At 69.3% G+C, this 26,341-nt stretch carries 29 protein-coding genes, 1 tRNA gene and 1 pseudogene; 12 read left to right on the top strand and 19 right to left on the bottom strand.

What is annotated here, in order from left to right; genetic code table 11:
• Positions 1–90 precede the first annotated feature (90 nt).
• Positions 91–519 (bottom strand): hypothetical protein, encoded by a 429-nt coding sequence (locus tag ACIOU8_RS15385; RefSeq protein ID WP_400791243.1) that lies wholly within the window; start codon positions 517–519, stop codon positions 91–93.
• A 1-nt stretch (position 520) separates the two neighbouring features.
• On the bottom strand, positions 521–1,126 hold the full coding sequence (gene dcd / locus ACIOU8_RS15380; RefSeq protein WP_042536862.1) for a dCTP deaminase: 606 nt from the start codon (positions 1,124–1,126) through the stop codon (positions 521–523).
• Positions 1,127–1,219: 93 nt separating this feature from the next.
• On the opposite strand from dcd, the gene ACIOU8_RS15375 reads away from it, so the two are divergent.
• From ACIOU8_RS15375 to ACIOU8_RS15365, 3 genes are all read left to right on the top strand, one after another.
• A tRNA-Gly gene (locus tag ACIOU8_RS15375) sits at positions 1,220–1,293 on the top strand.
• 105 nt (positions 1,294–1,398) lie between these two features.
• Entirely contained in the window at positions 1,399–3,228 is a 1,830-nt protein-coding gene (locus tag ACIOU8_RS15370; RefSeq protein WP_400791240.1) for an AMP-dependent synthetase/ligase, read from the top strand.
• A 17-nt stretch (positions 3,229–3,245) separates the two neighbouring features.
• A complete protein-coding gene (locus tag ACIOU8_RS15365) occupies positions 3,246–4,169 on the top strand; it encodes a DUF1295 domain-containing protein (RefSeq protein ID WP_400791237.1) in 924 nt (307 codons plus the stop codon).
• A gap of 53 nt (positions 4,170–4,222) precedes the next feature.
• Here ACIOU8_RS15365 and ACIOU8_RS15360 read toward each other — a convergent pair whose 3' ends face one another.
• Entirely contained in the window at positions 4,223–4,849 is a 627-nt protein-coding gene (locus tag ACIOU8_RS15360) for a hypothetical protein (protein ID WP_400791234.1), read from the bottom strand.
• A 102-nt stretch (positions 4,850–4,951) separates the two neighbouring features.
• Here ACIOU8_RS15360 and ACIOU8_RS15355 point away from each other — a divergent pair, with 102 nt between their 5' ends.
• Entirely contained in the window at positions 4,952–5,572 is a 621-nt protein-coding gene (locus tag ACIOU8_RS15355; RefSeq protein WP_400791231.1) for a TetR/AcrR family transcriptional regulator, read from the top strand.
• A gap of 30 nt (positions 5,573–5,602) precedes the next feature.
• On the opposite strand, the gene ACIOU8_RS15350 is transcribed toward ACIOU8_RS15355, so the two are convergent.
• The 6 genes from ACIOU8_RS15350 to ACIOU8_RS15325 all read right to left on the bottom strand — a co-directional run bounded on the left by ACIOU8_RS15350 (position 5,603) and on the right by ACIOU8_RS15325 (position 9,838).
• Entirely contained in the window at positions 5,603–6,409 is an 807-nt protein-coding gene (locus tag ACIOU8_RS15350) for an anti-sigma factor (protein ID WP_400791228.1), read from the bottom strand.
• The gene (locus ACIOU8_RS15345; protein ID WP_140038378.1) at positions 6,393–6,953 is read right to left on the bottom strand and encodes an RNA polymerase sigma factor; all 561 of its coding nucleotides are present in this window, start codon (positions 6,951–6,953) and stop codon (positions 6,393–6,395) included. The genes ACIOU8_RS15350 and ACIOU8_RS15345 overlap by 17 nt, the downstream gene beginning before the upstream one ends.
• Positions 6,954–6,986: 33 nt before the next feature.
• On the bottom strand, positions 6,987–7,652 hold the full coding sequence (locus ACIOU8_RS15340) for a class F sortase (RefSeq protein WP_400791224.1): 666 nt from the start codon (positions 7,650–7,652) through the stop codon (positions 6,987–6,989).
• The gene (locus ACIOU8_RS15335) at positions 7,652–8,479 is read right to left on the bottom strand and encodes a DUF4397 domain-containing protein (protein WP_400791221.1); all 828 of its coding nucleotides are present in this window, start codon (positions 8,477–8,479) and stop codon (positions 7,652–7,654) included. Before ACIOU8_RS15335 ends, ACIOU8_RS15340 begins: the two co-directional genes overlap by 1 nt.
• Before the next feature lie 115 nt (positions 8,480–8,594).
• A complete protein-coding gene (locus ACIOU8_RS15330; protein ID WP_400791219.1) occupies positions 8,595–8,906 on the bottom strand; it encodes a DUF2277 domain-containing protein in 312 nt (103 codons plus the stop codon).
• Positions 8,907–9,010: 104 nt separating this feature from the next.
• The gene (locus ACIOU8_RS15325; protein ID WP_290162910.1) at positions 9,011–9,838 is read right to left on the bottom strand and encodes a LuxR C-terminal-related transcriptional regulator; all 828 of its coding nucleotides are present in this window, start codon (positions 9,836–9,838) and stop codon (positions 9,011–9,013) included.
• Between the two features lie 93 nt (positions 9,839–9,931).
• Here ACIOU8_RS15325 and hxlB point away from each other — a divergent pair, with 93 nt between their 5' ends.
• The 3 genes and pseudogenes from hxlB to ACIOU8_RS15310 all read left to right on the top strand — a co-directional run.
• Positions 9,932–10,513 carry a 6-phospho-3-hexuloisomerase gene (gene hxlB / locus ACIOU8_RS15320; protein WP_290162908.1) on the top strand — a complete coding sequence of 194 codons (582 nt, stop codon included), beginning with the start codon at positions 9,932–9,934 and terminating at the stop codon, positions 10,511–10,513.
• 46 nt (positions 10,514–10,559) lie between these two features.
• Positions 10,560–11,183, top strand: a complete 624-nt coding sequence (hxlA, locus tag ACIOU8_RS15315) for a 3-hexulose-6-phosphate synthase (protein ID WP_400791214.1) — start codon at positions 10,560–10,562, stop codon at positions 11,181–11,183.
• 209 nt (positions 11,184–11,392) lie between these two features.
• Positions 11,393–11,449: pseudogene (locus tag ACIOU8_RS15310) on the top strand (hypothetical protein); the annotation flags it as partial.
• Between the two features lie 226 nt (positions 11,450–11,675).
• Here the strand turns inward: ACIOU8_RS15310 and ACIOU8_RS15305 are convergent.
• Positions 11,676–12,986, bottom strand: a complete 1,311-nt coding sequence (locus ACIOU8_RS15305; protein ID WP_400791212.1) for a cellulase-like family protein — start codon at positions 12,984–12,986, stop codon at positions 11,676–11,678.
• Between the two features lie 15 nt (positions 12,987–13,001).
• Complete coding sequence (locus tag ACIOU8_RS15300) at positions 13,002–15,911, bottom strand: DUF5107 domain-containing protein (protein WP_400791209.1); 2,910 nt, start codon at positions 15,909–15,911, stop codon at positions 13,002–13,004.
• A 90-nt stretch (positions 15,912–16,001) separates the two neighbouring features.
• On the opposite strand from ACIOU8_RS15300, the gene ACIOU8_RS15295 reads away from it, so the two are divergent.
• Positions 16,002–16,883: a helix-turn-helix domain-containing protein gene (locus ACIOU8_RS15295; RefSeq protein WP_400791206.1), complete on the top strand. Its 882-nt coding sequence runs from the start codon at positions 16,002–16,004 to the stop codon at positions 16,881–16,883.
• Positions 16,884–16,944: 61 nt separating this feature from the next.
• Here the strand turns inward: ACIOU8_RS15295 and ACIOU8_RS15290 are convergent, their stop codons facing one another.
• The 7 genes from ACIOU8_RS15290 to ACIOU8_RS15260 all read right to left on the bottom strand — a co-directional run bounded on the left by ACIOU8_RS15290 (position 16,945) and on the right by ACIOU8_RS15260 (position 22,007).
• The gene (locus ACIOU8_RS15290) at positions 16,945–19,293 is read right to left on the bottom strand and encodes a beta-galactosidase (RefSeq protein ID WP_400791204.1); all 2,349 of its coding nucleotides are present in this window, start codon (positions 19,291–19,293) and stop codon (positions 16,945–16,947) included.
• A gap of 149 nt (positions 19,294–19,442) precedes the next feature.
• Positions 19,443–19,616, bottom strand: a complete 174-nt coding sequence (locus ACIOU8_RS15285; RefSeq protein ID WP_400791202.1) for a CsbD family protein — start codon at positions 19,614–19,616, stop codon at positions 19,443–19,445.
• Between the two features lie 94 nt (positions 19,617–19,710).
• Positions 19,711–20,325: a hypothetical protein gene (locus ACIOU8_RS15280; RefSeq protein ID WP_400791199.1), complete on the bottom strand. Its 615-nt coding sequence runs from the start codon at positions 20,323–20,325 to the stop codon at positions 19,711–19,713.
• A complete protein-coding gene (locus tag ACIOU8_RS15275) occupies positions 20,322–20,906 on the bottom strand; it encodes a DUF6286 domain-containing protein (protein ID WP_400791196.1) in 585 nt (194 codons plus the stop codon). The genes ACIOU8_RS15280 and ACIOU8_RS15275 overlap by 4 nt, the downstream gene beginning before the upstream one ends.
• Positions 20,903–21,298 carry a hypothetical protein gene (locus ACIOU8_RS15270; protein ID WP_400791193.1) on the bottom strand — a complete coding sequence of 132 codons (396 nt, stop codon included), beginning with the start codon at positions 21,296–21,298 and terminating at the stop codon, positions 20,903–20,905. Before ACIOU8_RS15270 ends, ACIOU8_RS15275 begins: the two co-directional genes overlap by 4 nt.
• Positions 21,298–21,486: a DUF2273 domain-containing protein gene (locus tag ACIOU8_RS15265; protein WP_140038388.1), complete on the bottom strand. Its 189-nt coding sequence runs from the start codon at positions 21,484–21,486 to the stop codon at positions 21,298–21,300. Before ACIOU8_RS15265 ends, ACIOU8_RS15270 begins: the two co-directional genes overlap by 1 nt.
• A complete protein-coding gene (locus ACIOU8_RS15260) occupies positions 21,483–22,007 on the bottom strand; it encodes an Asp23/Gls24 family envelope stress response protein (RefSeq protein ID WP_400791190.1) in 525 nt (174 codons plus the stop codon). The genes ACIOU8_RS15265 and ACIOU8_RS15260 overlap by 4 nt, the downstream gene beginning before the upstream one ends.
• A 190-nt stretch (positions 22,008–22,197) precedes the next feature.
• Here ACIOU8_RS15260 and ACIOU8_RS15255 point away from each other — a divergent pair, with 190 nt between their 5' ends.
• From ACIOU8_RS15255 to ACIOU8_RS15240, 4 genes are all read left to right on the top strand, one after another.
• On the top strand, positions 22,198–22,764 hold the full coding sequence (locus tag ACIOU8_RS15255) for a TetR/AcrR family transcriptional regulator (protein WP_400791187.1): 567 nt from the start codon (positions 22,198–22,200) through the stop codon (positions 22,762–22,764).
• A gap of 82 nt (positions 22,765–22,846) precedes the next feature.
• Entirely contained in the window at positions 22,847–24,265 is a 1,419-nt protein-coding gene (locus tag ACIOU8_RS15250) for a DHA2 family efflux MFS transporter permease subunit (protein WP_400791185.1), read from the top strand.
• A gap of 191 nt (positions 24,266–24,456) precedes the next feature.
• Positions 24,457–25,032: an isochorismatase family protein gene (locus ACIOU8_RS15245; RefSeq protein WP_400791183.1), complete on the top strand. Its 576-nt coding sequence runs from the start codon at positions 24,457–24,459 to the stop codon at positions 25,030–25,032.
• Between the two features lie 10 nt (positions 25,033–25,042).
• Positions 25,043–25,945, top strand: coding sequence for an SDR family NAD(P)-dependent oxidoreductase (locus ACIOU8_RS15240; RefSeq protein WP_400791180.1), 903 nt, complete (start codon positions 25,043–25,045; stop codon positions 25,943–25,945).
• A gap of 15 nt (positions 25,946–25,960) precedes the next feature.
• On the opposite strand, the gene ACIOU8_RS15235 is transcribed toward ACIOU8_RS15240, so the two are convergent.
• The gene (locus ACIOU8_RS15235; protein ID WP_400791178.1) at positions 25,961–26,326 is read right to left on the bottom strand and encodes a cupin domain-containing protein; all 366 of its coding nucleotides are present in this window, start codon (positions 26,324–26,326) and stop codon (positions 25,961–25,963) included.
• Positions 26,327–26,341 lie beyond the last annotated feature (15 nt).

Genomic DNA, 26,341 nt, shown 5'->3' with positions numbered 1-26,341 from the left:
CGATCGTCGAGAACGCTCCGTCTGACTCAGGTCAGGCGGGGCGTTTCTGCGCTCAGCATGTTTCGTTCCGCTGCGGGGTCGTACCGCAGCTCAGCCTTGCCACAGCGAACCGGTGATCACCCCGGCCTCACCGGCCGACAACGGGAACGGCACGTTCGTGCCGAGGTAGACCGCCCCCGCGATCGCCGCCCCGAGCAGCACGATGAGGAACACGAAGATCACGACCGAGAACGCACCGTATCCACCCGATGTCGGCGCCTCGGGCGCGATAGACGGCTGCGCCCAGTCGTCTGCCACCGGTGCAGGCTGGTCGCCCGTGAGGATCGCCGGCTTCGGCCGCGACCTGCGCGTCGACGGGAGCATCGCCTCCGGTGGAGGCGGAGGAATGACGGCATCCGGAATCGCAGACTCCGCGGGAGGCGACGGGATCACCGCATCCGGAATCGCAGACTCAGCGGGAGGCGGGGGAATGACAGCATCCTCCGGTCGGATGTACGGATCTCTGCTGTCACTGCTCATGTCAGCCCCCTACGGCTCCGACATCGGTCGTGCCGACGTCCGTCTTGTGGAAGTTCTGGAACGAGCGGGATGCCGTGGGCCCGCGCTGTCCCTGGTAGCGGTTGCCGTACGGGCCGGAGCCATACGGGTTCTCGGCCGGAGAGGTCAGCCGGAAGAAGCACAGCTGCCCGATCTTCATGCCCGGCCACAGCTTGATCGGCAGGGTCGCGACGTTCGCGAGCTCGAGCGTCACGTGCCCCGTGAAGCCAGGGTCGATGAATCCGGCGGTCGAGTGCGTGATCAGACCCAGGCGACCGAGCGACGACTTGCCCTCGAGTCGGGCCGCGATGTCATCCGCCAGCGAGACCTGTTCGAACGTCGCACCGAGCGCGAACTCACCGGGGTGCAGGATGAACGGCTCGTCTGGGTCGACCTCGATCAGCCGAGTCAGCTCCGGCTGGTCGACCGACGGGTCGATGAACGGGTACTTGTGGTTGTCGAACAGACGGAAGTAGCGGTCGAGGCGCACGTCGATGCTCGACGGCTGGATCATCTCCGGCTCGTGCGGGTCGAGACCGATGTGGCCGGAGGCGAGTTCTGCTCTGATGTCGCGGTCGCTGAGAAGCACGGCCCCAGCCTAGTCACCACACGCCGCCGACACTTTGGCCCTGGCGGATCGGGCGGGTAGGCTTGCGTTCACCCGCCCCTCGGATGCGGGTACGGGGCTGTAGTTCAATGGCAGAACTTCTGCTTCCCAAGCAGATAGCGCGGGTTCGATTCCCGTCAGCCCCTCCACGAAACCCCCGGACACGTCTGGGGGTTTTCCCCTCCCATCCGATTCCTCCTCGGCTCCGAACAGGAGCAGATGGGCCCGTTCTCGCGCGCCCGAGAGGAGTTCCGATGATCGAGTCGTCGACCCCGCCGCTTGCCGACCTCGACGGGTATCGCAACGTCACCGACCTGCTGGTCGCACGCGCGGCCGCAGCTCCCGACCACGTCGCCTTCGAGGTCACGGGAGCCAATGCCGGTGATGCGTGGCGCCCGATCACGACTCGGGAGTTCCTCGACCAGGTGCGCGCTCTGGCCAAGGGCTTCATCGCCCAGGGAGTGCGGACCGGTGACCCGATCGCGATCATGGCGCCGACGCGCTACGAATGGGCCGTCGCCGACCTCGCGTCCTGGTTCGCCGGTGCCGTCGTCGTGCCGATCTACGAGACGTCATCGCCATCGCAGGTGAACGCCATCGTCGCCGATGCCGGGGTGCGCCTGGCGATCGGAGGCACCACGGAGCACGCGGTGCTTCTGCAGACGGCGCTCACGCAGACCGAACGGATCACACTCGGCGCCTGGACGATGGATGCTGCGGCATCCGGCACTCTCGCGGATCTGGTCTCGCGCGGCGTCGACGTCACCGACGACGAGCTTGAAGCCCGCAGAACCTCGGCCACGCAGGACGACCCCGCGACGATCGTCTACACCTCGGGCACGACGGGCGAGCCCAAGGGCGTCGTGCTCACGCACCGCAACTTCCTCGGGCAGGTGCTCAACATCGCCGCCGCATATCGCGAGATCGTGAACGAGCAGGGCAACACCGTCATCTTCCTGCCCCTCGCCCACGTGCTGGCCCGGGGACTTCAGTTGATCTGCCTGGCCAGCGGCATGCGCATCGCGCACCTCTCCGATCCGTCGACGGTCGTCGCCACACTCGACACACTGCGCCCGACGTTCCTCGTCGTCGTGCCGCGGGTGCTGCAGAAGATCCAGGCGGCCGCCGCCACGAAGGCTGCCGACAAGGGCCTCGCGAAGGTATGGGCGAGAGCCCACGCGACCGCCATCGCCTGGGGCCGCCGCGCCGAGCGGATCGACGCCGGCCGCCGCATCCCGAAGAACCGCGGGCTCAGCCTGCGGCACCGCCTGTTCGACGCACTCTTCTTCCGCCGCCTCCGCACCGTGATGGGCGGGCGCGTCGGGTACATCCTCTCGGGTGGAGCAGCGCTCGACGCCGACCTGTCGCTCTTCTTCCGCGGCATCGGCGTGCCCGTCATCGAAGGCTACGGACTCACCGAGACGACGGCGCCCCTCACCGGCAACCTGCCCGGTCGCATCGCCTCGGGCAGCGTGGGGTCGCCCCTGCCCGGGCTCACCGTGCGCATCAGCGACGAGGGAGAGGTGCTCGCCCGCGGTATCGGCGTCTTCAGCGGCTACCGGAATCCGGCTCATGACGAGGGCGCCTTCGTCGACGGGTTCTTCCGCACCGGCGACCTCGGGCGGCTCGACGATCAGGGCCGGCTCATTCTCGACGGCCGTCTCAAAGACGTGATCGTCACCTCGAACGGCAAGACGATCGTGCCGACGCGGTGGGAGAGCGCGGTCGAAGCGGATCCACTCGTCTCGCACGCGGTCATGGTGGGCGAGGGCAAGCCGTATCTCTCGGCGCTTCTCGTGCTCGACCCCGAGCAGACCCTGGCGTGGGCGGATGCCGAAGGCGTCAGCATCCCCCTCGTCGCCGAGACCGACCTGCGCGCCGTGACCGACCCGACCCTGCGCGCTCGCCTGCAGCGGGCCATCGACGCCGCCAATGCGCTCGTGGCTCGCAGTGAGCAGGTGCGCCGGTTCAGCGTGGTCTTCGCCGACCTCGACGACCGCGCGCTGGTCACACCGACCATGAAGCTCAAGCGCAGCGTCGTGCTGGATCGTGCCGCGCTCACCGTCGAAGACCTGTACCTCTGAGAAGTAGAAAGAACACCATGTCCTCCCCCACCACCTCCACGCCCAAGTCGTCGCGATCGTCTCTGATCGCGATCATCGTCGCGCTCATCATCGGAGCCCTCGTGGCTCTCGCCGGCAGCCAGGGCGGTGCGGCGCTCGGCGGCATCCCGCTGTTCGCCCTCGCCGTCGCCGCGGCATTCGCGATCCAGATCCTCGCCTTCATCCCGGCGATGATCCTGCGCACCGAGCGATTCTTCGACCTCACAGGCAGCCTCACGTTCCTGGCCATCTCCGTCGCCCTCGTGCTGCTGACGCCCATGCCCGACGCGCGCAGCTGGATCCTCGCGGCGATGGTGATCCTATGGGCCGCCCGCCTCGGATCGTTCCTCGCCCTGCGCGTGCACAAGGCCGGATCCGACGGCCGCTTCGACGAGATCAAGGGCTCCCCCGTCCGCTTCCTGCAGGTGTGGGTGATCCAGGGTGCGTGGGTGTCGATCACGGCGGCAGCCGCGTGGATCGCGATCAGCACGGATGCCGCGGCGCGCGCGCCCATCGGGTGGCTCACCGTCGTGGGCATCGTGGTGTGGCTGCTCGGCATGACCATCGAGATCGTCGCCGACGCCCAGAAGTCCGCTTTCCGCGCCGACCCGAGCAACAAGGACGAGTTCATCCGCACCGGTCTGTGGTCGCGCTCGCGGCACCCCAACTACTTCGGCGAGATCGTCATCTGGGTGGGCGTTTTCCTGACCGCCGCCCCCGTGCTCGCGGGATGGCAGTGGGTCGCGATCCTGTCGCCGCTGTTCGTGATCCTGCTGCTCACCCGCGTCAGCGGCATCCCGCTGCTCGAGGCACGCGCCGAGAAGAAGTGGGGCGACCGTGCCGACTACGTCGAGTACCGGGAGAACACACCTGCGCTGATCCCACGCCTCACTCGCCCCGCCGTGCGGGAGCGAGCTGCGTAGCTGCCCGCCGGTGCGATCGCACGCCTGAGCTCGCGGCACTGTCCGAACTCGCGCTACCCGAGCAGCCACTGCTGCAGCGGGTACACGAAGTACAGCAACGAGAAGGCCTCGTAGATCGCTCCGATGATGAGCAGTGCGAGGGCAGGGATGCTGAGCCAACCGATGTGCTGGAGACCGCGCAGATACCCCTGACGCCGGTTCTTCGCCTGGGCCGCCTGCGGGCGCAACCAGTACTTGCCCAGGAGGAACGCTCCGAGCAGCAGCAGGATGTACGCCTGGAGCTCGATCACCAGGGTCAGCGAGTGCGGGATCAGGGCGACCCAGCCCTCCTGAGTCGCAGGAACGAGGGTCACTCCGGTGGTCACCGACCAGACCGCGAAGGTCGCGAGGCCGAGAAACGGCACCGCGAGCGATGGCAGCAGGATCGTCAACGCGCCGAGCCGAAGGGTGTTGACCGCCAGGATGGTGAGCGCGAACAGCCAGGGGCTGCTGAGCAGCGAGGTGACCAGAGCCGCCGTGCCGTCGTCCTGCATCGCCTGCTCGCGCGCGGCGACGAGATCCGGGAAGATCAGGCCGACGATGAACCCGATCACGAACGTGCCATAGGCAAGGACGTTCAGGAGGAGGTAGACGCGCAGATTCTCACGGACGATCTGAGCCGGCGTGCGGAGGAGCTTCACAACGAGACCTTTCGATGACTAACACGGCGTGTTAGTAGTGAACGTGAGCAACACTAACACACCGTGTTAGCATTGCTGACGTTCATCCGCGAGAATGAGAGGATGACGGTCGATCCGAGCACCATGCACACCAGAGACCGCATACTCCACGCGGCGTTGACGATGTTCGGCGAGGCCCCCGGTGCGAAGCTGAGCGTGCGCGCGGTCGCCGCTCGCGCAGGCGTGAGCACCGGCTCTCTGCGGTTCCACTTCCCCACGCAGCGCGCGTTGCTCGATGAGGTGCTGCGCATCGTCTACGAGGTCATCGCACCGGACGATCCCATCCACGACGAGGCGCTCTCACCCAGAGAACGGCTGCTCGCGTGCCTGCGTCAGGTGCTGGCGCCGTCCGGGGTCGGAGAACAGGCCAGAGAGGCAGCGACGATCCTGCATCGGACCTTCGTGGAACCGGAGCTCACAGAGGAGCTCCGTGACGCTTATCTCGCGAACGAGCGCGCCGGACAGCGCCGAGTCGAGCACTGGCTCTCGGTGCTCACCGAGGGCGGCTCGCTGCCGCCGGGCGACAACGCCAAGCGCGCACGGTTCCTCAACACAGTCCTCGCCGGGCTCGCGCTCGAGAGGGCGCTGCCGTCGGACGAGTCCATTCTGGAGGCCGAGACGAACACGCTCACTATGGCCGTCGACGCCGTGTTCGGGGGCGCGAGCCCGCCTGCCGCGGACTGATCCGCTCGCACTCGCTGCAGGTGCCCTCGCTCACGCGAAGTCGAGCTCGCCGCGCACGATCGAATCGCCAGAATGCGCCGGATCTCCGTCGACGGGCTCGAACGAGATGTCGACCAGTCGATACTCGTCGAGGTCGACACCGTCAGGCACGAGGAACGTGCCCGACGAGTCCTCCAGCACGCCGAGGCTGATCAGCGCTTGGCCGTCGTCGCGGATCAACCACACTTCGCGGTAGTCGCCGTCAGGACGATCGTCACCTTCGAGCGTCACCGTGAGCGTGCGCCGGCCATCGCCGTCGTCGTCGATCTCGGCCTGCCCGACCGCGTCGGGGTGATCGGGGAAGGCCGCGAGCTCAGCCGAGGCGATCACGGCAGACGAGGGCGTGAGCGAACGGGCGACCCAGACGCCGGCGCCGATCGCGACGACGAGCGCCATCGACGCGGCGAGGATCCAGACGGATGCCGAGGAGCGACGACGTGAGCGCGTGCGCGTGCGAGCGCGATGCCGCGGCGGCTCGGCATCCGCCGCATCCGGTTCGGAAGCCGGCTCGGGCTCGGAAATCGACTCGGACTCTGGCTCGGGAACCACGGACGCGGGGTCGGCAGCGACCGCCGCGGTCAACCCGAGCTCTCCGTGGATCCGCGACCACACGTCCGCCGGCGGGGCCTCGAGGTCGCCCTCGACGACGCTGGAGCGCGCCACGAGCGCCACTCGGGACATATCGGCGACCTCAGCCGCGCAGGACTCGCACTCGACGAGGTGCTGCATGTCAGCGTCGGTGCCGGCCGGTTCACCCATCGCGATCAGGGCGATCTTCTCGTCATCGAGATGTGACATGGTTCACCTCCAATCGGTCGCGCATTCGGGCAAGACTTCGGCGGATATGGCTCTTCACGGTGCCGAGCGGCATCCCCATTCTGCGTGAGATCTCTTCATGGGTCAGGTCATCGTAGAAGGCCAGTCGCATGACCGCCTGCGCATCGGGCGCGAGCTGCTGCAGCTCGCTCGACAGCAGGAGGGTCTCGGACAGATCGATCGATTCGGACACGAGTGCGTCCGGCGGGGTGAGGCGCTCCATCTCGGCCTGCAGCTGCTGCACCTTGGCCCGCGCCTCGAACGTGTCGGCGATCCGGCGCCGGGCGATCGTGATCAGCCAGGTCGACAAGCGAGCCTTCGACGAGTCGTATCCGGCGCGCGAGTTCCAGGCCGACACGAAGGTGCGCTGCGTGACATCCTCGGCATCCCCTCGGTCGCCGAGCGAGCGCAGCGCCAGGGTGAAGACGACGGGCGACCAGCGTCGGTACAGCTCTGCGAGCGCCTGCTCGTCGCCCGCGACGAATCGGCGATCGAGCGCCGCCTCGGCTTCGGTGGTCTCATCCACCCGGAGTCTCCTCTCCATGGTGATCACCCCGCCTCATCGCGGGACCGCCACAGCGACCACGTTATCGCGGTAGTGGCCCGTCTGGCTGTCGAAGGGGCCGCCGCACGTCACGATGACCACAGCGGAGGGTCCGCCGCGCTCGAAGAGCTCGGCAGTCGGGAGCGCCGCCTTCTCGTAATAGGTCAACGACTCGACCACGAACTCGCGACTCGTGCCGTCGGCCGCGGTGAGGCGCACGGTCTCGCCTGCGGGCACGTCTCGCAGGCGAGCGAGCGGTCCGATCGGATAGTCGACCGCGTCGACGTGCGCTGCGATCAGAATCCGGCCACTCGTGCTCGTGGCATCCGCCCCGTATCTGTACCACCCGGCGACGGCCGGGTCGACCGGCAGCTCCATCTGCCCGGTGTCGGCCACCCCGACGTCCGTCACCGGCATGTCGACGGCGAGCGACGGGATGGCCAGGCTGACGGGAGCGACGGATGCCGCCGGGGTGGGGAGAGCACCCGGCCGCACCTCGACGTCTCTCGTGGGAGTGGGAGGGACGGGCGGTGGAGTCGTGGGGGGCGACTCCGTGGAAGGAGGGAGATCCGCGCCCGCCCCTCCCGGTGTGCATGCCACGAGGCACGCCGCGGTGACCAGGGCGCCGAGCGTCAGGATGACGCGGCGCAGACCGGACTCTCGCGGCGTGCCTCGGAGCATCAGCGCACCGTCTGGCGACGACGGACGATCAGACCCGCACCCACGGCGGCCGAGATCGCGAGCGCGACGAGACCCGCCGAGACGAGCGTGGTCACCGATGCGTCCTGCTGGGCGAGGTAGCCCGCGGTGCCCGAGGGCACTCCGTCGGGGTTGGAGTGGAGTCCCGAGATCGTCTGTGCGGCGATCGCGAGGTTGCCGTCTTCGGCACTGCCCCAGGCGTACACGATCGTGTTGACGCCCTCTTCGATCGCGACGTCAGCCGGGCCGATGACCGGGTCGGTCGTGCCCGTGAGCGCCACGGCGGCCGACACGGTTCCCGCGGGCAGGTCGAGCTTCGCCTCGTTCGGGTTCGTGAGGTTCTCGATCACGGGCGAGCCGCCGGCGAGGATGTCGACCGCGGGTGCTGCGGCCGTGTGGCGCACCGTCAGCCGACCCTGACCGGGTGCCGTCTGCGAGATGTCGTTCGTGAAGAGGTTGAGGCCCGGTTCGCCCGCTTCGGTCAGGTGCGCCACGGCGGTGTAGTTCGCGCCTGCGTCGAGCGCGATCGTCGCGGGTCCGAGGATGGGAGCGCTCGCGTCGGCGGCGTCGGGAGCCGTGAGGGCGACCTCGTATGAGCCGGCCGGCAGCTCGAGCGGACCGGCCAGGTCGCCGGGGGCGAAGTCGTCGAGGGTCAGCTCACCGTTGACGTACACGTCGACCGGGGTGTCGGGGATCGCGTGCAGCACCGAGAGCTGGGCTGCCTGGGTGGTGGCGGCGCTGGCCGGCAATGCCAGGCCGAGAGCGGTGATCATTCCGACGGCGAGGCCGGCGGCGACTGTCTTGCGCATCTGTTCCTCCTGTACCCGGACCGCCCTGTGCGGCCCTTCATAGGAGTTGTTCTCCGAGAACCGAGGTTTTGGATGCAGGGGGAGGAAGATTCTTCTGAGATCGCTCCCCGATCCGTCATTCTGCCCGCGCGGCGCGCTTCGCCTGCTGGAAGACCCGGATGGCCTCGTATCTCTCGGCCGAGCGCGCCTGTCGCTTCTCGCGCTGCTCGTCGCGGTTCTTCGGAGGTGCGGTCGTCACGAGACCGTCGAGCAGCTGCCGAACGGAGCGCTCGATCTCGGCGACAGCCCGGTCGAAGACATCCTGGTTCGCCCGCGACGGTGCGTTCGCGCCCGAGATCTTGCGCACGAACTGCACGGCGGCCTCGTGGCACTCGACGTCGGTCGCCGGCGGCTCGAGATTGTTCAGCGGGATGATGTTGCGGCACATGACTGTCAGGCTAGATCGCTGAGCGCGGGAGTCAAGAGGCTGTGGCGGCACGACGACCTCCGCCCAATCCTTTCGACCAGCCCCGCCCCTACTCGTCCGGGTGGTCAGCCACGAGCGATGGCGGCCAGTTCGACGCGCGACACGACTCCGGACTTGCGCAGCAGGTTCGACACGTGGAACTTGACCGTGTTCTCGCTCACGTTGAGCGTCTCGGCGATCTCGCGGTTGCGACGCCCCGCGGCCACCAGACGAAGAACGTCGCGCTCACGGGGACTCGCGTCGATCGCGTCCGGCAGTTCGCCGGGTTCGGCGGGCGGATCGAGAGGCAGGCGGATGCCGACCTCCGACCCCCATCCGGGCGTCGATGCAACCGACAGGTCGCCTGACAGTGCCGAGACCTGCTCGGCGATCGGGCGCAGCGCATCGTCATGCGTCGTCAGATCTCCCCGACCGTCATCGCGGATCGCGATCAGCAGGTTCAGTCCGTCGCAATCCCATTGGATGCGCACGCGTCTCGTCTCTCCGCGGTCGACGATCGCCAGTACGGTGCTTCGGACGATCGACCGCGCCGAGTGTGCGATCACCCCGGGGAGCGCCCGTCCATTGGCCGGCGGCTCGACGAACTGCACGTCGAGTTCGCTGTAGCGCACGAGCGGGCGCAGGTCGCCGCGCAGACGCTCGAAGGCGCCCGTCACCGGCTCGAGTCCTGCTCCCTGCTCGTCGTTGAGCGTTCGGAGTCCGACCAGGGCGCCGGCCGCGACATCGACCGCGATCGTGCGAGCCGCCCGATCGTCGAGCCTTTGCGAGCGCAGCGTCGCGAGCAGCGATTCGAGGGTGAGGGCGTAGCGGTCGCGCTGCTCGGCGAGAGCAAGCGCATGGTCTGCGGCCAGTCGACGTGAGGCCGCCTGCGCTGCATGCTCTTCAGTGCTCATGGACACCTACCCTAGCCGCCCCATCCTTTCGGATAGGTGGAACGGTCCCGAGGCAGGAGCGCCCCGCGGGCAGAAGCCCGCAAGTGTGGACTCATGCCCCTCACCGCCACCATGTCGCCCGGCGCCGCCATCTCGCTCATCGCGAACGAACTGCTGCGCGTCGCAGAGCGCACCAGCGTCGCGAACGCGCATCAGCTCATCGATCTGGCAGATCTCGTCGACGATTCCCGCCGCGTCTTCGTGCTCGGAGCCGGACGCTCAGGCCTCGCGCTGCGAATGACAGCGATGCGCCTCATGCACCTCGGGCTCGACGTGCACGTCGTGGGCGACACCACCACCCCGGCGATCGCGGCCGGCGACCTGCTGCTCACCGCGAGCGGTTCAGGGACGACCGAGTCGATCGTCCGCGCCGCGGAGCGCGCATCGGCGATCGGCGCGCGCATCGGCGCCATCACCACTGCCGAGACCTCGCCGCTGTCCGAGCTCGCTGACGTCGTCGTGCGGGTGCCTGCCGCCCAGAAGCTCGACCGCTCGGCCGATGCCTCGCAGCAGTACGCCGGGAGCCTGTTCGAGCAGGCGGTCGTCGTCATCGGCGACGGGATCTTCCACGCACTCTGGCAGCGCGAGGGCACCAGCGCCGACGATCTGTGGCCCCGTCACGCGAACCTCGAATGAGCGGCTGCCGCCCCACCATCCACCCCGCAGAACGAACGGAACACCCATGAAACTGCAGTTCGCCATCGACACTCTCAGCACCGAGAAGGCCCTGGAGCTGGCCTCCGCCGCGGCCGCGCACGTCGACATCCTCGAGCTCGGTACCCCGCTGATCAAGAGCGAGGGCCTCTCGGCGATCACCGCCCTCAAAGAAGCCCACCCCGACAAGGTGATCTTCGCCGATCTCAAGACCATGGATGCCGGGGAGCTCGAGGCCGACATCGCCTTCGGCGCCGGAGCGGATCTCGTGACGGTGCTGGGAGTGGCCGACGACAGCACGATCACGGGCGCAGTGAAGGCGGCGAAGAAGCACGGCAAGGGCATCGTCGTCGACCTGATCGGCGTGGCCGACAAGCCCGCCCGCGCCCAGCAGGTCATCGGCCTCGGCGCAGAGTTCGTCGAGATGCACGCCGGTCTCGACGAGCAGGCTCAGGACGGCTACTCGCTCGACAGCCTGCTCACCGACGGCACCGCGTCCGGCGTCGCGTTCTCGGTGGCCGGTGGCGTGAACGCGTCGAGCATCGCCGCAGTGCAGGCGTCCGGCGCACAGGTCGCCGTCGCCGGCAGCGCGATCTACAGCGCCGACAACGTCGGTGACGCCGCCGCCGCGCTGCGCGCCGCGATCAGCTGACAAACGACAGACGGGCCGACCGGCGATCCCGGTCGGCCCTCTGATCCGAGTCCCTGCTCGCAGACCCGGCGCAGAACGCGATCCGACGCATCCTGCCCACGCTCATCCCCCGGGCGTCCTCGAACCGCGGAGGTCGCGGGCGGTAGAGGCCGTCAGACCACCCGCGCCGTCACCAGCAGGTACTCCCACGGCATCGCGCCTCCGTCGAGGTGCTTCTCACCCAGGGCGCCGAAGTCCGCTACGTGCTCACCCAGGTGGGTGCCGAGTTGCGCCCGGTGGTCGAGCATCTCTCGGCATGGGGCGTGCGATGGATCGGCGAGCTCGGCGACGCCGATCTCGACCCCAAGCTGCTGCTCTGGGACATGCACCGAAACATCGATGACCAGAGCGTCCCCGACGCGCGAACGGTGATCGCACTGCACTTCACCGATGCGAGTCCTGCGCAGCGACGGTGGTGGCTGGTCATCCGCGACGGCGATGCCGACCTGCGCGTCATGCCCCGCTCGCGAGCACCCTCTCGTTCATGCTCCGCTGCCACTCGCTCAGCTGCCACATCGGATGATGCGGTGCCGCATTCGAGCACAGCACGACTCCCCAGACTCCGGCGCGCAGCGCGGCATCCACTCCGCATTCGGCGAACTCGAGCCCGTGCTCGCTCTCTTCGTACCAGGCGTTCAGGGGCGTGTAGCCGAGCCAGCCCTCGCCGACCACGGCGGGCACCTTCTTCCAGTGCGCCCAGGCCGCCACCGCCGCGACCCGCGACTCGATCTCTCGACGCATCATCAGGCGATACGGCCCGGAATGCTCATCGAGCCACGCGTCCCACAGCCCAGGATCCACCCAGTCATAGCCGTAGATCATCTGGTCGGTGACGACCGTGGCCCGCAGCTTCCACTCGGCGGGACGGCCGTACTCGACCGGGGTGGGCGCACCGTCGACCAGCAGCGAGCGCAGCATCGCGTTCGGGAATCCCTCCGACTGCTCGGAGCGGATGTCGATGAGCTGCTGCAGCGCATCGAGCACGCCGTAGCTGTAGACGTGGAACTGCGCGGCGCCGAGGGCATCCGACACCTGGTGCATCGCCAGGTGAGGCGGCTTGCCGTAGCTCGCAGTGATCAGGAGATCAGGATGCCGGCTGCGCAGCGCCCACAGCGCCCGCTCGCCCGACCCGGCGAGCGCGGGGAGGATCGAGAAGTCCACCTCGTTGTGCAACTCGACCATCGCGACCTGCGAGCGGAGTCCGAGGTCGGTGACCCAGTCGATGAGCCGACCCCAGGCGGCGGCCAAGTGGTCGTACCGCTCGGCGAGGGGCACGGCGTCGATCGCCTCGAACCATCTCGACGACAGCGCGAAGCTCGTCGACTGCTGATACTCCCAGCTGGCGAGGATGACGACGAGTCCGTGGCGCTTCGCCGCCTCGAGCAGCTGATGCAGACGCTCGAGCACGTCGATCCGATACCCGCCGGGCACGTCGTACCAGCGCGTGCCTCGGCCGTAGTACCCGCCGTCGGGCGCGGCGCCTAGGCCCTCGATCTCGAGGTCCCGCGCGAGTCCCGACAGCTCGGGGTGGCCGAACAGCAGCAGCGGCGCGGCGCAGATCCGGATGCAGTTGTAGCCGAGATCCGCGGCATCGGCGCAGGCGCGATCGAGGTCGTCGTAGGGCTCCCCCTCCCCGGCCCTCGTGTACCAGGAGAAGTCCCAGAGTGTGATCGCCAGCCGCGCGGGCAGATGCGCGGGCACGCCGAGCGGCACCGGGCGCCCGGCATCCGAATCGTGTCCGGTGCCCAGATAGCGTTCGGTCATCGCGCGGCTCCCTCGTCAGTCGTCATCGGTCCCCCGGGTGAACAGCAGCAGTTCGGGCAGGCTCGTCGCAAAGTAGTCCGTCTCACCCGACTCGTGGCGTGCCGCGGGCGGCGTGAACGGGCTGCGCGCCTCGCCGAGGCTCGGCGGCGGATCGGCCATCGGCAGGTCGAGCGCCACCAGAGTCGCATCCCACGCGGCGAGCGCCTCGCCTTCGCCACCCTCCCACGGCCGGAACTCGCGCCCGGTGAGGATCGCATACGCCCGCGTGGCCTCGCCGACGGCCAGCAGCAGCCGCACATAGGCGATCGCGAAGTCGTCGCGGGTCAGGACGAGGGGTTCGATCGGGCGCAGCCGCTCATATCTCGAGGCGTCGTCGTGCCCCAGCCGCAGGGCCAGCTGGTCCTGTTCGTATCGCAGTCGTGCGTCGCCGGGCGCAGCGGCGACCGCCTGCCCGTACAGGGCCCAGGCACGATCGTCGTCGTGCGTCACGGAGTAGGCGGCGAGCGCCGCATCGCGCAGTAACACGGGATGCCGTAGGCCCGACTCGATCGCCGCGTTCCACTCGGACGCGGCCTCGACGCGTCTGCCGACGGCGTAGAGCAGGGTCCCGCGCAGCATCCGGGCGGTGGCATCGTCGGGGTCGGCGGCGACCGCGAGGGTGAGCGCGTCGAGCGCGTCGAGTCCCGAGGGGAAGGCCCAGGTGTGGTCGGCGTCGCGGGCCCGGCGCCGGTGCGCGGCGGCCTCACCCGGCCGGCCCTCCGCGTCGAGGATCCCCGCCGCGAGATAGTGGGCGATCGGTCCCAGACTTCCACTCGGCGTCACCGCTGCCGACTGCACCCGGTCGAGCAGCAGCAGGGCGGATGCCGTGTCACCGGCGTCCCTCAGCTCCAGCGCCACGTCGAGCAGGATGCCGGTGTCGCAGATCTCCTGCCCGGCCAGGAACCGGATGGTCGCCGCGAGGGGGTCGGCGACGAGCGCATGGTCGAGCATCTGCTGAGCGTCGGCGTCTCGTCCGGAGCGACGGAGGAGGATCGCCCGCAGCGCGATGCGGCGCGGATCGTGCGCGGCGACCGCATCGAGCTCGTCGAGCACGCGCATCGCGGAGCGATCCTGGCCCTGGTGCGCGAGGGACTGGGCGAGCGCGAACCCGGCGGACGCAGACCAGGCGCCGTCCCACCCGGCCTTGCCGAACGCCTGCTGCGCCTCGACCACCCGGCCGAGGCGAGCGTGCACGAGACCCAGCAGATAGAACGCCTCGGCGTCGGCCGGGTTCGCATTGCGTCGGGTCAGGCGGGCGACGGCGGTGCGCACGTGCGCGAGCGCCTCCTCGTAGCGCCCCTGCCTGTAGAGCCGATCGGCGACCGCCAGGTTGGTGCGGACATCGCCGGGATCCCGCTGGAGCGCGGTGCGCCAGTAAAGCATCGGCGACCGCGTCGGATGCCGGTACTGACTGAGGTGCAGACCGGTGAGATACAGCTCTTCGACCGACTCGGTGGCCTCCGGAGAGGGTGGCTCCTCGGCGACCCAGGGTTCTGCGGACGCGACGACCGCCGGAGCCCACCGCACCAGCACGCGCCCGTCGGCGTCGAGCACCCGCACCTCGAGGTCGTCACGACCGTGACCGCGCGTGCGCGCGACCGCGGGCACGCCCGGATCGAGGTCGACCGGGAGCGACGCGATCGTCTCACCGGCCGACACGACCAGCACCCGCGCGCCCGGGCGGCGGCTGGTCGCCGCCACCGACACGACCAGGTCATCGCCCTCGCTGTCGATGTGCACCGCGGCGTCCGGCGTCGCCTGGTGCACCACTCCGATCGCGGGCACCGGATACCAGTACTGCGTGAAGGTCTTCGTCTCGCCCGGCAGAAGCCACGAGAAGTCCGGCTGGTTGTCGGTGTAGACGCCTGCCATCAACTCGACGTACGGGCCGTCGGCGTCGGTCAGCTGCGCATCCCACGCGTGGCCGAAGGCCGCATCGCCCCAGGTCCACATCTTCTTGCCGGGAGAGACGCGATGCTCGGCCCAGTGCACGAATCCCGCTCCCGCCGCATGGTCGTACCCTCCGAAGAAGTCCTGGTTCGAGTCGACGATCATGTACGACGTCGGCACGGGGATGTTGCGGTACCAGTCGATACGATCGGCGCCGGGTGTCTCGGCGGCGCGCGCGGGGTAGTCGACGCCGTAGTACGGGCGGTCCGCCGCCGGGAACGAGGTGAGCGCGCGGCGGGCGTGGTCGGCGACGAAGCGCACGTCTTCGGGGAAGAACGCCTGATAGTCGTCGTGCACGCGCGCTGCGACGTTGGCCCACCAGAGAAAGCTCTGCCGCTCTCTCGTGCGGTTGTGCAGCCGCACCGCGAGCTCGACCACCGAGCTGCCCGGTCGCAGGCGCACGCCGTGATGCGCCGACATGCGGGCGAACGGGTCGTGGTCGTGACACCAGACCGTGACGGTGCCGTCGGCGTCGGTCTCGATGCTGGTCTCGACAGGCAGGTGGGTCGCGGGGCGGTGGTGCTGCGGCCAGTTGAACTCGACGCCGCCGCTGATCCAGGGCCCTGCGAGCCCGACGAGCGCGGGCTTGATGACGTTGTTGCGGTAGAAGAAGTCGTAGCCGGTGACCTTGTCGTAGCCGACATGGATGCGCCCGCCGAGCTCGGGCAGCACGACGAGGCGCACGTACTCGTTCTCGAGGTGGATCGCGTCCCACTCGCGCGGGCTCGCCTCCTGGTCGACGCTCTCGATGAACGGAATCGGATACACCGCTCCACTCGACCCCTGATAGACCCGGTGGTCGAGGAACATCGGGTACGGGCTCGGCTCCCCGGCCTCGTAGGTCGCGATGGTGAGCGGTTCGCGCCAGGCGACGGGTCGGCCGTCGTCGAGCGTGGCGCGCAGGCTCTGCGGCACCGCGGGAAGATCGACCGTCATGGTTCTCCTCGGACTCGGCGGCCCGCGTCGGCCGCTCTTCCAGGCTAGGAGCGCCCCGAGACTATCGGTATGGTGAGAACGAGGGGTGACATGGACGAAACAACGCACCGCACCGCCGCGCACCGTGCGGAGGGCTTCGCCGATCAACGGCTCTGTGTCGTCCCGCGTCCCCAGGTCGAGCTCGCGCTCGCCGCGCCCGTCACGCGGCGCCTCACCGTCACCGATGCGGGACTCTTCCCCCACGCCGCCGGCCACCTGCGCCGGCGTCCGCACGGAGCATCCGAGACGATCGTGCTGGTCTGCGTCGGTGGCGCGGGAGTGGTGGCGTTCGACGACGACGAGTACGCGCTCGGCCCCGGCGCGAGCATCGCCATCCCCGCTGGCACTCCGCACGAGTACCGCAGCTCCGACCGCGATCCATGGACGATCTGGTGGCTGCACGTGCGAGGCACGGATGCGGCAGAGCTGACGACGCCGGCGGGCCCCGCCCGTGTGGTGCGGCTGCGCGCGGTCGATCGGGTGGTGGCACTGTTCGACGAGCTCGTCACGCTGCTCGAGCGTCGCATCTCGCCCGCGCACCTACTGGCGGCATCGGGGATCGCCTGGAATCTGCTCACGCGCATCACGGTCGACAGCACGCTGCCCGCCGAGGGCTCGCCACTGGAGCGGGCGATGCGCTACCTCGAGACGCGCGTCGACGGCAGCATCCAGGTGGCCGATCTCGCCGCCCTCGTCGGCCTCTCGCCCTCGCACCTGAGCGCGCTGTTCCGTCAGGCGACCGGCGGCGGGCCGGCAGCGTTCCACACCTCGCTCAAGATGGGCAGAGCGCGAGCGCTGCTCGACGCCACGAGCCTGTCGATCGCCGAGATCGCCGCATCGGTGGGGTACGCCGATCCGCTCTACTTCTCGCGCCAGTTCCGCCGGGTGCACGACGTGAGTCCGACGGCCTACCGCGCCCAGCACAAGGGCTGAGCGCGCCCGTCACGGGGTCGCACACACTCGCGTCACGATGTCGTGCGCACTCGCGTCCGCGTCACGACACCCGCGCGTAGCGGCGCAGGAGCAGGGCCGCCGCATCCACCCGCAGCACGGGATCGATGACCGCCGGCCTGACCCGAGGGTCGACGTGCACGCGAGTCGCGGGATTCCAGGCAAAAGCCGTGAGACGGATCGGATGCTCGGCCAGCAGGTCACGACAGCCACTGAGGTCGACCTCGAGCGGCCGCCCCGACCAGAACTGATCGGCGATCAGCTCCTCGCCGATCTGCAGCCGGAGCACGTCGCCGACCCAATCGAGCTGCAGCACCATCTGTTCGGCGTCGGCGCCGATCCCGTTCGGGATGCGGATCTCGGCCGTCGCGGCGTCGACGAAGTCGTCCTCCGTCGGGGCGGCGAAGCGCGATACGGGTCCACCGACCCTCGGCGCGAACACCGGCGCGGTCTCGAAGACCGGCGCCTCCAGGCCATGACGAGCGTCGGTCCCCTCGACGATGCGGCGGCGGAACTCGACGCCTGCCCCGTCGGCGCGCTCGATCAGGACGAGCACGTCCGCGTCTTCGCCCTGCCTCTCTGCCACGAAATCGGTGTCGTCGAACCAGCCGCCGTGCGGCCAGATCACCACGCTGTCGATCCCGTTCACGGGGCCGCGCCAGACGGCATCCGCCGTGCCGCTGTCGAGGATCACGAAGATCGTGCGGTCGACCTGCACTCGGCAGTCGAGGCCGGGCGCCGAGTCGGGCCGGAGAACGAGTCGGCCGTCGTCGTTCACAGCCGCGCTCGCGCCCCGGACGACGGGCGACTCCCCTGCATCGAGCTGGATCTCGACCGCGATGCCATCGCTCGCGGCCAGGAACACCACCTCGTGGTCGCCGACGCGGATCTCGGTGATCGGCTGCGCCGACGCGCTCACGGCCGACAGGCCTCCGAGGGGCTGCCGGATCGGCCAGAAGAACGAGGAGCCGGCGGGCACGGTGATCGGGTCGCTCGGGATCCGCACGGCGGCATCCGGCCCCACGATCTCGAAGCGCACAGCCTCGACCGCGTCGAGTGGTGCCAGCGCCGGTTGATGGTTGTTCCCGAACAGGAATCCGCGGTCGCTGTCGCCTCGCACCGACCAGCGCAGCTCGCCGGGCTCCTGCGACCCGATTCGCGCCGGGTAGGTCGCGAGCCGGTCGCCGAACGCCGAGAGGAACAGATGCTGGCGACGCAGCTGATGGAAATGCCGACGTTGCGTGCCTGCGGCCCCGAGCGGCGCGAAGAAGTCGTAGTCGCGCACCGGGACGTCATTCGGATACCCGGTCGCCTGCGATTCCTGCGTGGTCGAGAGCGCCCCCTCGAAGTGGAGTCCGCCGTGGAACATGTAGTAGCCCTGCCAGGCCGATCCGCTGCCGAGCTTGGTCAGCGCGAGCGCCGCGACATCCTCCGCGTCGACGAGCGGTCGCCGGTGATAGGCGGTCGCCATGCCGCTGCCCAGCTCGCAGGTCGCATAGGGCCAGGGGTCGCTGGTGCCGCGGTCGCCGATCACAGATGCGTCGGCCGGGGTGGCGCGCAGGTCGGCGCCGACCGAAAGGTCGTCCCGCACATCGCTGAACGTGAAGTGCTGACGCCCGAACTCCGGCCACCCCGTGTCGGACTCCTCCCAGAATCCGTCGGCGTATCCCGCGTAGACGGGCAGGAAGCGCCCCGGTGGCAGCTGCGCGCCGCCCCACCCCGTGGCCGTGAACAGGGCCGCGGCGAGTCCGACCGACTCGGCGATCGTGCGCAGCGTCGACAGGTGCTGAGGCTGGTCGTACAGCTCGTTCTCGATCTGGATGCCGACGATCGGCGCGTCCGGAGCATCGGGCCGATGCACGAGGTCGGCGACCTGCCCCGCGATCGCCGAGTACCAGCGCCGCACCACCTCGAGATAGTCGGGGTCGTCGGTGCGGTGGGCGATGTCGCGAGCCTGCAGCCAGTCGGGGAAGCCGCCGTTCCGCGTCTCGCCGTGCGCCCACGGACCGATCCGGACGACGACGTCGAGCCCCACCCGGGCAGCCGTCTGCACGAATGCCCGCAGATCGCGGTCACCGTCCCAGCGGAACTCGCCCTCGATCTCTTCGTGCGCCAGCCAGAAGACGTATGTCGCGAGCACGTCGATGCCGCTCGCGCGCATCTTGCGCAGCTCGCGCTCCCACACCTCGCGACGATCGCGCACGAAGTGGTACTCCCCCATCACCGGGATCCAGGGGCTGCCGTCGCGGCTCAGGTACCGGTCGGTCACCTCGATGCGTCGAGCGGTGTCCGCGCCGTCGCCCAGATCGAGGGCTGCGGGCACCGGGTCCGTCGGTCGCGGGAGTTCGACGCGGTATCGCGCCCCGGTCGAAGTCGTCGTCGCGGCGGTCATCACTCGACCGTACGCACCGAGGCCGAGAGAGCGACAGGGGCGAAGCGACGGGATGTCTGGAGAGAACGACGGATGCCACGGAATCCGGCCCCACGCACAGCAACGGGCGGGGGGAGCGTGATCCGCCCCACCCGCCCGCGCCGGGGGTCTTACTTGTTGAACGCGTCCTTGACGTTCTCGCCGGCCTTCTTCGCGTCGGCCTTGACCTGGTCGGCCTTGCCTTCGGCGGCGAGCTTGTCGTTGTCGGTCGCGTTGCCGATCGCTTCCTTCGCCTTGCCGGTGATGTCCTGGGCGGCGTTCTTGATCTTGTCATCGAGTCCCATGAGGAGCTCCTTTCGTGAGGGGTGATCGTGACGACGGGAGGGTTCCCGTCGTCTTACCGTCGTTGCTCTGCGCGACCGACGATAAGTCTCTGCATCACGACAGCCGACGCTGGTCGTGAGCGAGCCGTGCCCGCAGACCGGTGTGGATCGAGACGTACGTCTCGGTGTCGCGGCCGGTCAGGGTGGCGAGGTTGGCGAGCAGTCGGTCGACGTGGTCGACCAGCTCGCGGGGGTCGGTGTTCTGCCGAGGCGTGACCGACACGTGCAGCACCGGCGTGGTGCGGATGTCGTTCGCCGTGACCTGCGCCGAGAGGATCTCGTCGCGGGTGGCGAGCGAGTTCTTGACGGCATCCGATACGAACGACTCGGTGACGGTGACACGGCCGAGCGGGTTCTGCGCTCCTGACGAGCGGAGAGCCGTCTTCGACCGACGGCCCGAGACGCTGGTGAGCGCGAGGACCAGCAGCACGATCACGACGACGATCGCGACGACCGCGCCGATGCCGATCCATGACAGACTCCCGCCCGCGATGGCGGTGGCGGCGATCGCCTGGTCGAGCCAGGAGCGGGCGTCCTCGCCGCCCGACGTCCAGATGTCGGTCGCGGTGGGCCAGCTCATGATCGCGATGCCGAGGGCTCCGAGACCGAGGAAGAGCAGGCCGATGATGAGCAGCAGGGTGCGGTTCAGCGCACGATTCGTGTTGTTCACAGCTCGTCTTCCTTCTCGCTCGGACGCTCGATGCGCACGCGGGTGCGGACGCTGCGTGTCAGCCGGTAGGTCTGCAGCTCGGCCTCGGCGGCCGACTGCACCTCGTTCTTGTCGAGGGGGATGCCGACACCCGGACGCACGGTGACGTCGACGCTGCGGTGGCCGACCCCCACGGTGATGCTGTCGCGTGCCAGGCCCGTCTCCTCCGAGAGGTGCTGGGCGAGAGCGCTGGCGATCACGCCGTTGTCGACGACGACGGCGCGGTCGCCGGACTCGAGGGTGTGCTTCGACAGACGCCCCGGTGTGAGGGCGAGCACCACGAAGACGATCCCGATCAGAGCCAGCACGACGCTTCCCGCGATCACCAGGCCGGCGGGCTGTGCGGTGGGCAGGCCCACGAGCCATCCGCCCGCCGCGGCCGGTCCGAGCAGGAGCGCGGGCTGCGCCGCGAGGCTCAGCACGATCTCGAGCCCGATGTAGGCGAGAGCGAGGATGAGGAGGATGACCGCGACGAACATCGCGACGGTGCGCGGTGAATGCGTCTCGCGTCGGACGACGCGACGAAGAACAGGGGTGCTCATCGCACTCGTCTCCTCTCTGGGATGGTGGCACCGGTGATGGTGAGGGTGATGCGGGTGACGTCCCGGCCGATGATCGCCGTCAGACGCTGCTGCGACTGCTCCTGCAACTGACGGGCCCGGTCGAGCACGGGGACGCTCTGGGAGATTGCGACGGTGTCGTCGAGATCGGGGATCGGAAGCGGCGTCGCGATGCGCACCGTCACTCCTCCGGGGTGTTCGGCGACATCGACCTTCACGTCACCACGCGGCACACCGATCAGGGTTGCGGACGCCTGTTCGGTGACCGTGCGGTAGACGCGCTCTCTCACGTCGATGCGCCCAGGGACGGTGGTCTCTCCGGTGGCGACCCGCGAGGAGCCGCCACCGGTGGCGAGGTTCTGGTCGATGCGCATCAGGAGGTGCGCCGCCCCGTGAACGCGTCTGCGAGACCGCGGACGTCGAGCTTGCCGGAGGCTATCCGCCCGATGATCGCTCCGATGCCTGCGAACAGGGCCATGAGGAGGAACCCCCAGAACCCGAACAGCAGAGCTGCGAGGGCGAGGAGCGCACCGATCAGGGCGCCGGTGGTGGTGGGGGTCATGAGACTCGCGACTCCTCGTTCTCGTTGCTGTCGTCGCCGGGCACGTGCACATCGTTGACCTCGACGTTGACCTCGACGACCTCGAGACCGACGAGCCGGCTGATCGCACCGGCGACGGCGGCACGCACGTTGCTCGCGACCTCCTGGATCGGGGCGGGGTACTCGACGACGATCGTCAGATCTGCGGCGGCCTGCGTCTCGCCGACCTCGACCTTGACGCCCTGCGAGAGGTCGGTCGCGTTGACCGCGTCACGGATCGCGCCGAAGGCGCGTGCTCCGCCGCCGCCGAGTGCGAACACGCCGGGAACCTCACGGGCGGCGATGCCGGCGACCTTGGCCACCACTCCCTCGGCGATGGTGGTCTTGCCCGCGGCGTCCGAGTCGGCGGGGATGCGCGTCGTCGAGAACGTCGAAGAGCGGTCGACCCGTGATCCTGACGCGGCCGACTTCGGCGCGGCAGCGGTCTGGGCCAGCTCCTTCTCGGCGGGGCTGGTGGGGGTGTTCTGGTCCTGGTTTGCCATGTCGATTCCTTACCTGAAAGCGGATGCCGGCTGCGAGACCGTTCCGGCCTCACCGGGAGCGTGTCGGTCGCTCACAGATAAGACGTGCGGGGGTGCGCATTCGTCACAAACTCGTCGCGAAGAATCAGACGGGCGGGATGCCGCAGTATCGCGGTTGCCGTTCCGAATGAGTGAGTGTACAGTCACTCATATGTCTCCCACGCGCAGCTCGATCCTCTCCACGGCAGACGCACGCCGCCCCCTCGTGGCAGCGGCGGCCCTGCGCGAGTTCGCACGTGGCGGCTACCACGGCACCACGGTCGCCGATGTGGCACGCGAGGCGAAGATCTCGCCGGCGTACGTCTTCAAGCTGTACTCCGGCAAGGAGGCGCTGTTCATCGCCGCACTCGACGCCTGCTTCGAGGCGATCCTCATCGCGATCGCGGAAGGAGCGGATGCTGCACCCGACCAGTCCGCCGGCAGCGCCCTCGAGGCGATGGGCGACGCGTATGCGCAGCTGATCTCCGACCGCACACTGCTGATGCTGCAGGTGCATGCCCAGTCGGTCGCGGACATCCCCGAGATCGGAGCCGCTCTGCGATCAGGGCTCGGCCGGGTCACGACCTTCGCGAAGACGCGGTCGGGCGGAAGCGATGCCGAGGTGCAGCGCTTCATAGCCTTCGGCCAGCTGTGCCATCTCATCGTCACCACGCAACTCGACGGACGACCCGAGGACTGGGCCCAGCTGCTCACCCGCGGCATCCGCCACCCCGACTGAATTCAGGCCGAGTGATCGGCCTCTTTCTCTGCCCCAAAGAGTGAGTGTTCAATCACTCTCTACCCATCACGAAGGAGTTCTCATGACCGCCCTCACCCAGCCCACGCGAGTAGTCGGCTCGCGCAGCACACGCCGCTGGCTCGCCCTCGGCATCCTCGCGCTCGCGCAGTTCCTCGTCGTGCTCGATGCCTCCATCGTCAACATCGCCCTGCCGGTGCTCGGCGGGGAGCTCGGCATGGACACCCTCGCCCTCTCGTGGGTCATCACGGCCTACGTGCTCGCCTTCGGCGGCCTGCTGCTGCTGGGCGGGCGCCTCGCCGATCGCTACGGCCACCGCCGGGTCTTCCTGATCGGCACCGCTGGGTTCGTGATCGCTTCGGCCCTTGCCGGCCTGGCGATCTCGAGTGAGATGCTGCTCGCCGCGCGCGCGTTGCAGGGCGCGTCCGCCGCGCTGCTCGCACCCTCGGCCCTCGCGCTGCTGACCGTGCTGTTCCCCGACGATCGCGAGCGCACGAAGGCCCTCGGCGTGTGGGGCGCCGTCGCCGGCATCGGATCCGCGGCCGGCGTGCTGCTCGGCGGCGTGCTGACCGGTTCTCTCGGCTGGCCGTCGGTGTTCTTCGTGAATGTCCCGGTCGGTGCGGTCGTGCTCATCGCCATCCCGCTTCTCATCACCCGCGACACGGTGCGCGTCTCCGGCCGCCTGGACGCTGCCGGCGCGATCACCATCACCGCGTCACTCGTGGCTCTGGTCGGCGCTCTGAGTGCGGTCGAGCAGCTGGGGTTCATTCATCCGCTGCCGATCGCGCTCTTCGCCGTCGCCCTCGCGCTCGGTGCCGCGTTCATCGTCGTCGAGCGGCACAGCGCCGAGCCGCTGCTGCCACTGTCGGTGTTCCGCAACCGCGACCTCGCACTCGGCAACATCGTGATGCTGCTCGCCGGTGCCGCGATGGTGGCCCTGTTCTTCGCTCTCTCGGTCTACATGCAGGCCGCACTCGGCTACGACGCCCTCACCACGGGGCTCACGCAGCTGCCACTCGCGGGAGCACTCGTGCTGATCGCCGGAGCTGTGCCCGCACTGATCGCCCGCGCCGGCACACGGCCGGTGCTCCTCGCATCGCTGCTCGTGCTCGCCGCCGGACTCGTCTGGCTCGCGTTCGCCCCGTCCGATGCCGTGTTCGTCGCACACCTCCTCGCGCCCACCCTGCTCATCGGCGTCGGCCTCGGTGGAGCCTTCGTCGCCACTACTCAGCTGGCCGTCCAAGGAGTCGAGGGCGGCGAGGCCGGACTCGCCGGCGGCCTGGTCAACACGAGTCAGCAGATCGGCGGCGCAGTGGGCCTCGCGGTGCTCGGAACGATCGCAGGGTTGCGGACATCCGCGCTCGAAGCGGCCGGCGCCTCATCGGCGGATGCCCTCACCGGCGGGTTCGCCTGGCTGTTCCTCTCCGCCGCAGCGCTGACGGTGATCGCCGCGCTGATCGTCGCGCTCTGGCGCCGAGCCTGAGCGGTCCGACATCGGCGTCGGCGTCGGCGTCGGCGTCGGCGTCGGCGTCGGCGTCGGCGTCGGCGTCGGCGTCGGCGTCGGCGTCGGCGTCGGCGTCGGATGCGACGTCACTGCCGATGTCGGCGGGAATCGCGCGACGATTGACCGCTCCCGGCCTGGCCGACGCCGCTCCGGGCCGCGAAGATGATCTGATGAACCGCGACTCGACCGCCACTGCACTGCTCGTCATCGACGCCCAGGAATCCTTCCGCCAGCGGCCGGATGAGTGGGCGGCCACCGCCAACCCTGATGCCGTCGACAACATCTCGCAGCTGGTCGATCACGCTCGCGCGGTCGGTGGTCAGGTCGTCTGGGTCACGCACTCGGAGCCGGGCAGCGGCGGGGTGTTCGATCCGGCCAGCGGCTTCGTCCGGGTGATCTCAGACCTCGATCCGCAGGGCGACGAGATCGCCGTGACGAAGACCACCGTCAACGCCTTCACGTCGACAGACCTCGAAGCGCAGCTGCGTCGCCTCGGCGTCGAGCGCGTGGTCGTCTGCGGCATCCGCACCGAGCAGTGCTGCGAGACGACGGCCCGGATGGCAGCCGACCTGGGCTTCGCGGTGGAGTTCGTGACGGATGCCACCACGACCTCGGCGATCGCCGCGAAGGACGGGCTCGCAGCCGTCTCGGGCGACGAGATCATGCAGCGCACCGAGAGCATCCTCGCCGCGCGCGGATTCGCGACCGTGATCCGCACGGCCGATCGGGTCGACATCTCCGCTTAGGTTGGAGGGCATGCCCCTCTCGCTCGCGCTTCCCGATCTCACCGGCCGCACGATCCTCGTGACCGGGGCGAACGCGGGCATCGGATACTGGTGCGCCGAGATCCTCGCCGGGCATGGTGCCAGGGTGCTGCTCGGTTGCCGGTCGACCGAGCGGGCGGAGGTCGCGGCATCCTCGATCCGCGCGCACGCGCCCGGCGCCGACCTCGGCATCCTCCCGATGGATCTCGGCTCGCTCGCGAGCATCACCGAGGCCGCTGCATCCGTCGACGAGCGCATCGACGGCGTGATCTGCAACGCCGGAGTGAAGGCGGCCGATCGCAGCAGCCGCACCGTAGATGGCCTCGACCTGATGGTGGGCACGAACTTCGTCGGACACTTCGCCCTGATCGCCCGGCTCGCCGACGTGCTCGCCGACGACGCCCGGGTCGTCGCAGTGGGTTCGCTGGCTCATCGCTTCGCCGAGATCGACCCCGCCACGCTCGAGCAGCCGTGGGCCGGGCCGTCGCTGCGCCAGTACGGCCGGTCGAAGGCCGCGCTGATGGCCTTCACGTTCGAGCTCAACCGGCGCTGGAGGGGCTCGGCGCGGTCAGCACTGTGTGCGCACCCGGGCTACGCGGTCGACCCGTTGACTCCGCACCGCGACGGCCTCGCCGAGGTGTCGGCAGCGGCGCGAGCTCTCGCCTCACTCAGCCGCCCGCTCGTGCAGGGCAAAGACGCGGGCGCGGCGCCCATCGTGCATGCGACGGTCGCCGCCGACGCGACGGGCGGCGATTACTGGGGACCCGGCGGGCTGCTGGAGTTCCGCGGGGCGCCGAAGCGCGTCGCCGCGAGCGCGCAGGTGCGCTCGGTCGACGTGGGCGCTGAACTGTGGGCCGTCGTCGAGCACCTGGCCGGCGTGCGGTTCAGGATCTGACGCGCAGCTCGTCGGTCAGTCGAGCTCCTGCAGCGTCGCCGTCAGGTCTCCGCCGGCGTCGCCGGTGTTGACCGTGCCCTTCGGCTCGAACAGGATCGCGTGCACCTCGTCCTCCGCCTTCGGGCAGTGCTCGACTCCACGCGGCACGACGAACACGTCATTCGGGTGCAAGACCACGTCGCGGTCGCGCAGCTGGATGGTCAGCTGTCCGCTCACCACCATGAACAGCTCATCGGTGTCGGGGTGGGTATGCCACACGAACTCGCCCTGCAGCTTGACCACCTTGACGTCGTAGTCGTTGATGCTCGTGAGACGGTGTGGCTGCCAGTGCTCGGTGATCAGCGAGAGGGCGTCGTGGACGTTGCGGACATCATCGGTCATGCTCGAAAGCCTATC

This window comes from Microbacterium sp. NPDC087589, assembly GCF_044743635.1.
Lineage (GTDB): Bacteria > Actinomycetota > Actinomycetes > Actinomycetales > Microbacteriaceae > Microbacterium.
The sequence above is the reverse complement of the archived record's forward strand: the minus strand, read 5'-3'. Positions and strand labels throughout refer to the sequence as shown.

What these genes read in the sequence shown, in the direction of transcription:
- ACIOU8_RS15385 (WP_400791243.1), bottom strand. Translation starts at nt 519, where the DNA reads ATGAGCAGTGACAGCAGAGATCCGTACATCCGACCGGAGGATGCTGTC.
- ACIOU8_RS15370 (WP_400791240.1), top strand. Translation starts at nt 1,399, where the DNA reads ATGATCGAGTCGTCGACCCCGCCGCTTGCCGACCTCGACGGGTATCGC.
- ACIOU8_RS15365 (WP_400791237.1), top strand. Translation starts at nt 3,246, where the DNA reads ATGTCCTCCCCCACCACCTCCACGCCCAAGTCGTCGCGATCGTCTCTG.
- ACIOU8_RS15355 (WP_400791231.1), top strand. Translation starts at nt 4,952, where the DNA reads ATGACGGTCGATCCGAGCACCATGCACACCAGAGACCGCATACTCCAC.
- ACIOU8_RS15350 (WP_400791228.1), bottom strand. Translation starts at nt 6,409, where the DNA reads ATGTCACATCTCGATGACGAGAAGATCGCCCTGATCGCGATGGGTGAA.
- ACIOU8_RS15340 (WP_400791224.1), bottom strand. Translation starts at nt 7,652, where the DNA reads ATGCTCCGAGGCACGCCGCGAGAGTCCGGTCTGCGCCGCGTCATCCTG.
- ACIOU8_RS15335 (WP_400791221.1), bottom strand. Translation starts at nt 8,479, where the DNA reads ATGCGCAAGACAGTCGCCGCCGGCCTCGCCGTCGGAATGATCACCGCT.
- ACIOU8_RS15330 (WP_400791219.1), bottom strand. Translation starts at nt 8,906, where the DNA reads ATGTGCCGCAACATCATCCCGCTGAACAATCTCGAGCCGCCGGCGACC.
- ACIOU8_RS15325 (WP_290162910.1), bottom strand. Translation starts at nt 9,838, where the DNA reads ATGAGCACTGAAGAGCATGCAGCGCAGGCGGCCTCACGTCGACTGGCC.
- hxlB (WP_290162908.1), top strand. Translation starts at nt 9,932, where the DNA reads ATGCCCCTCACCGCCACCATGTCGCCCGGCGCCGCCATCTCGCTCATC.
- hxlA (WP_400791214.1), top strand. Translation starts at nt 10,560, where the DNA reads ATGAAACTGCAGTTCGCCATCGACACTCTCAGCACCGAGAAGGCCCTG.
- ACIOU8_RS15305 (WP_400791212.1), bottom strand. Translation starts at nt 12,986, where the DNA reads ATGACCGAACGCTATCTGGGCACCGGACACGATTCGGATGCCGGGCGC.
- ACIOU8_RS15300 (WP_400791209.1), bottom strand. Translation starts at nt 15,911, where the DNA reads ATGACGGTCGATCTTCCCGCGGTGCCGCAGAGCCTGCGCGCCACGCTC.
- ACIOU8_RS15295 (WP_400791206.1), top strand. Translation starts at nt 16,002, where the DNA reads ATGGACGAAACAACGCACCGCACCGCCGCGCACCGTGCGGAGGGCTTC.
- ACIOU8_RS15290 (WP_400791204.1), bottom strand. Translation starts at nt 19,293, where the DNA reads ATGACCGCCGCGACGACGACTTCGACCGGGGCGCGATACCGCGTCGAA.
- ACIOU8_RS15285 (WP_400791202.1), bottom strand. Translation starts at nt 19,616, where the DNA reads ATGGGACTCGATGACAAGATCAAGAACGCCGCCCAGGACATCACCGGC.
- ACIOU8_RS15275 (WP_400791196.1), bottom strand. Translation starts at nt 20,906, where the DNA reads ATGAGCACCCCTGTTCTTCGTCGCGTCGTCCGACGCGAGACGCATTCA.
- ACIOU8_RS15270 (WP_400791193.1), bottom strand. Translation starts at nt 21,298, where the DNA reads ATGCGCATCGACCAGAACCTCGCCACCGGTGGCGGCTCCTCGCGGGTC.
- ACIOU8_RS15265 (WP_140038388.1), bottom strand. Translation starts at nt 21,486, where the DNA reads ATGACCCCCACCACCACCGGCGCCCTGATCGGTGCGCTCCTCGCCCTC.
- ACIOU8_RS15260 (WP_400791190.1), bottom strand. Translation starts at nt 22,007, where the DNA reads ATGGCAAACCAGGACCAGAACACCCCCACCAGCCCCGCCGAGAAGGAG.
- ACIOU8_RS15255 (WP_400791187.1), top strand. Translation starts at nt 22,198, where the DNA reads ATGTCTCCCACGCGCAGCTCGATCCTCTCCACGGCAGACGCACGCCGC.
- ACIOU8_RS15250 (WP_400791185.1), top strand. Translation starts at nt 22,847, where the DNA reads ATGACCGCCCTCACCCAGCCCACGCGAGTAGTCGGCTCGCGCAGCACA.
- ACIOU8_RS15245 (WP_400791183.1), top strand. Translation starts at nt 24,457, where the DNA reads ATGAACCGCGACTCGACCGCCACTGCACTGCTCGTCATCGACGCCCAG.
- ACIOU8_RS15240 (WP_400791180.1), top strand. Translation starts at nt 25,043, where the DNA reads ATGCCCCTCTCGCTCGCGCTTCCCGATCTCACCGGCCGCACGATCCTC.
- ACIOU8_RS15235 (WP_400791178.1), bottom strand. Translation starts at nt 26,326, where the DNA reads ATGACCGATGATGTCCGCAACGTCCACGACGCCCTCTCGCTGATCACC.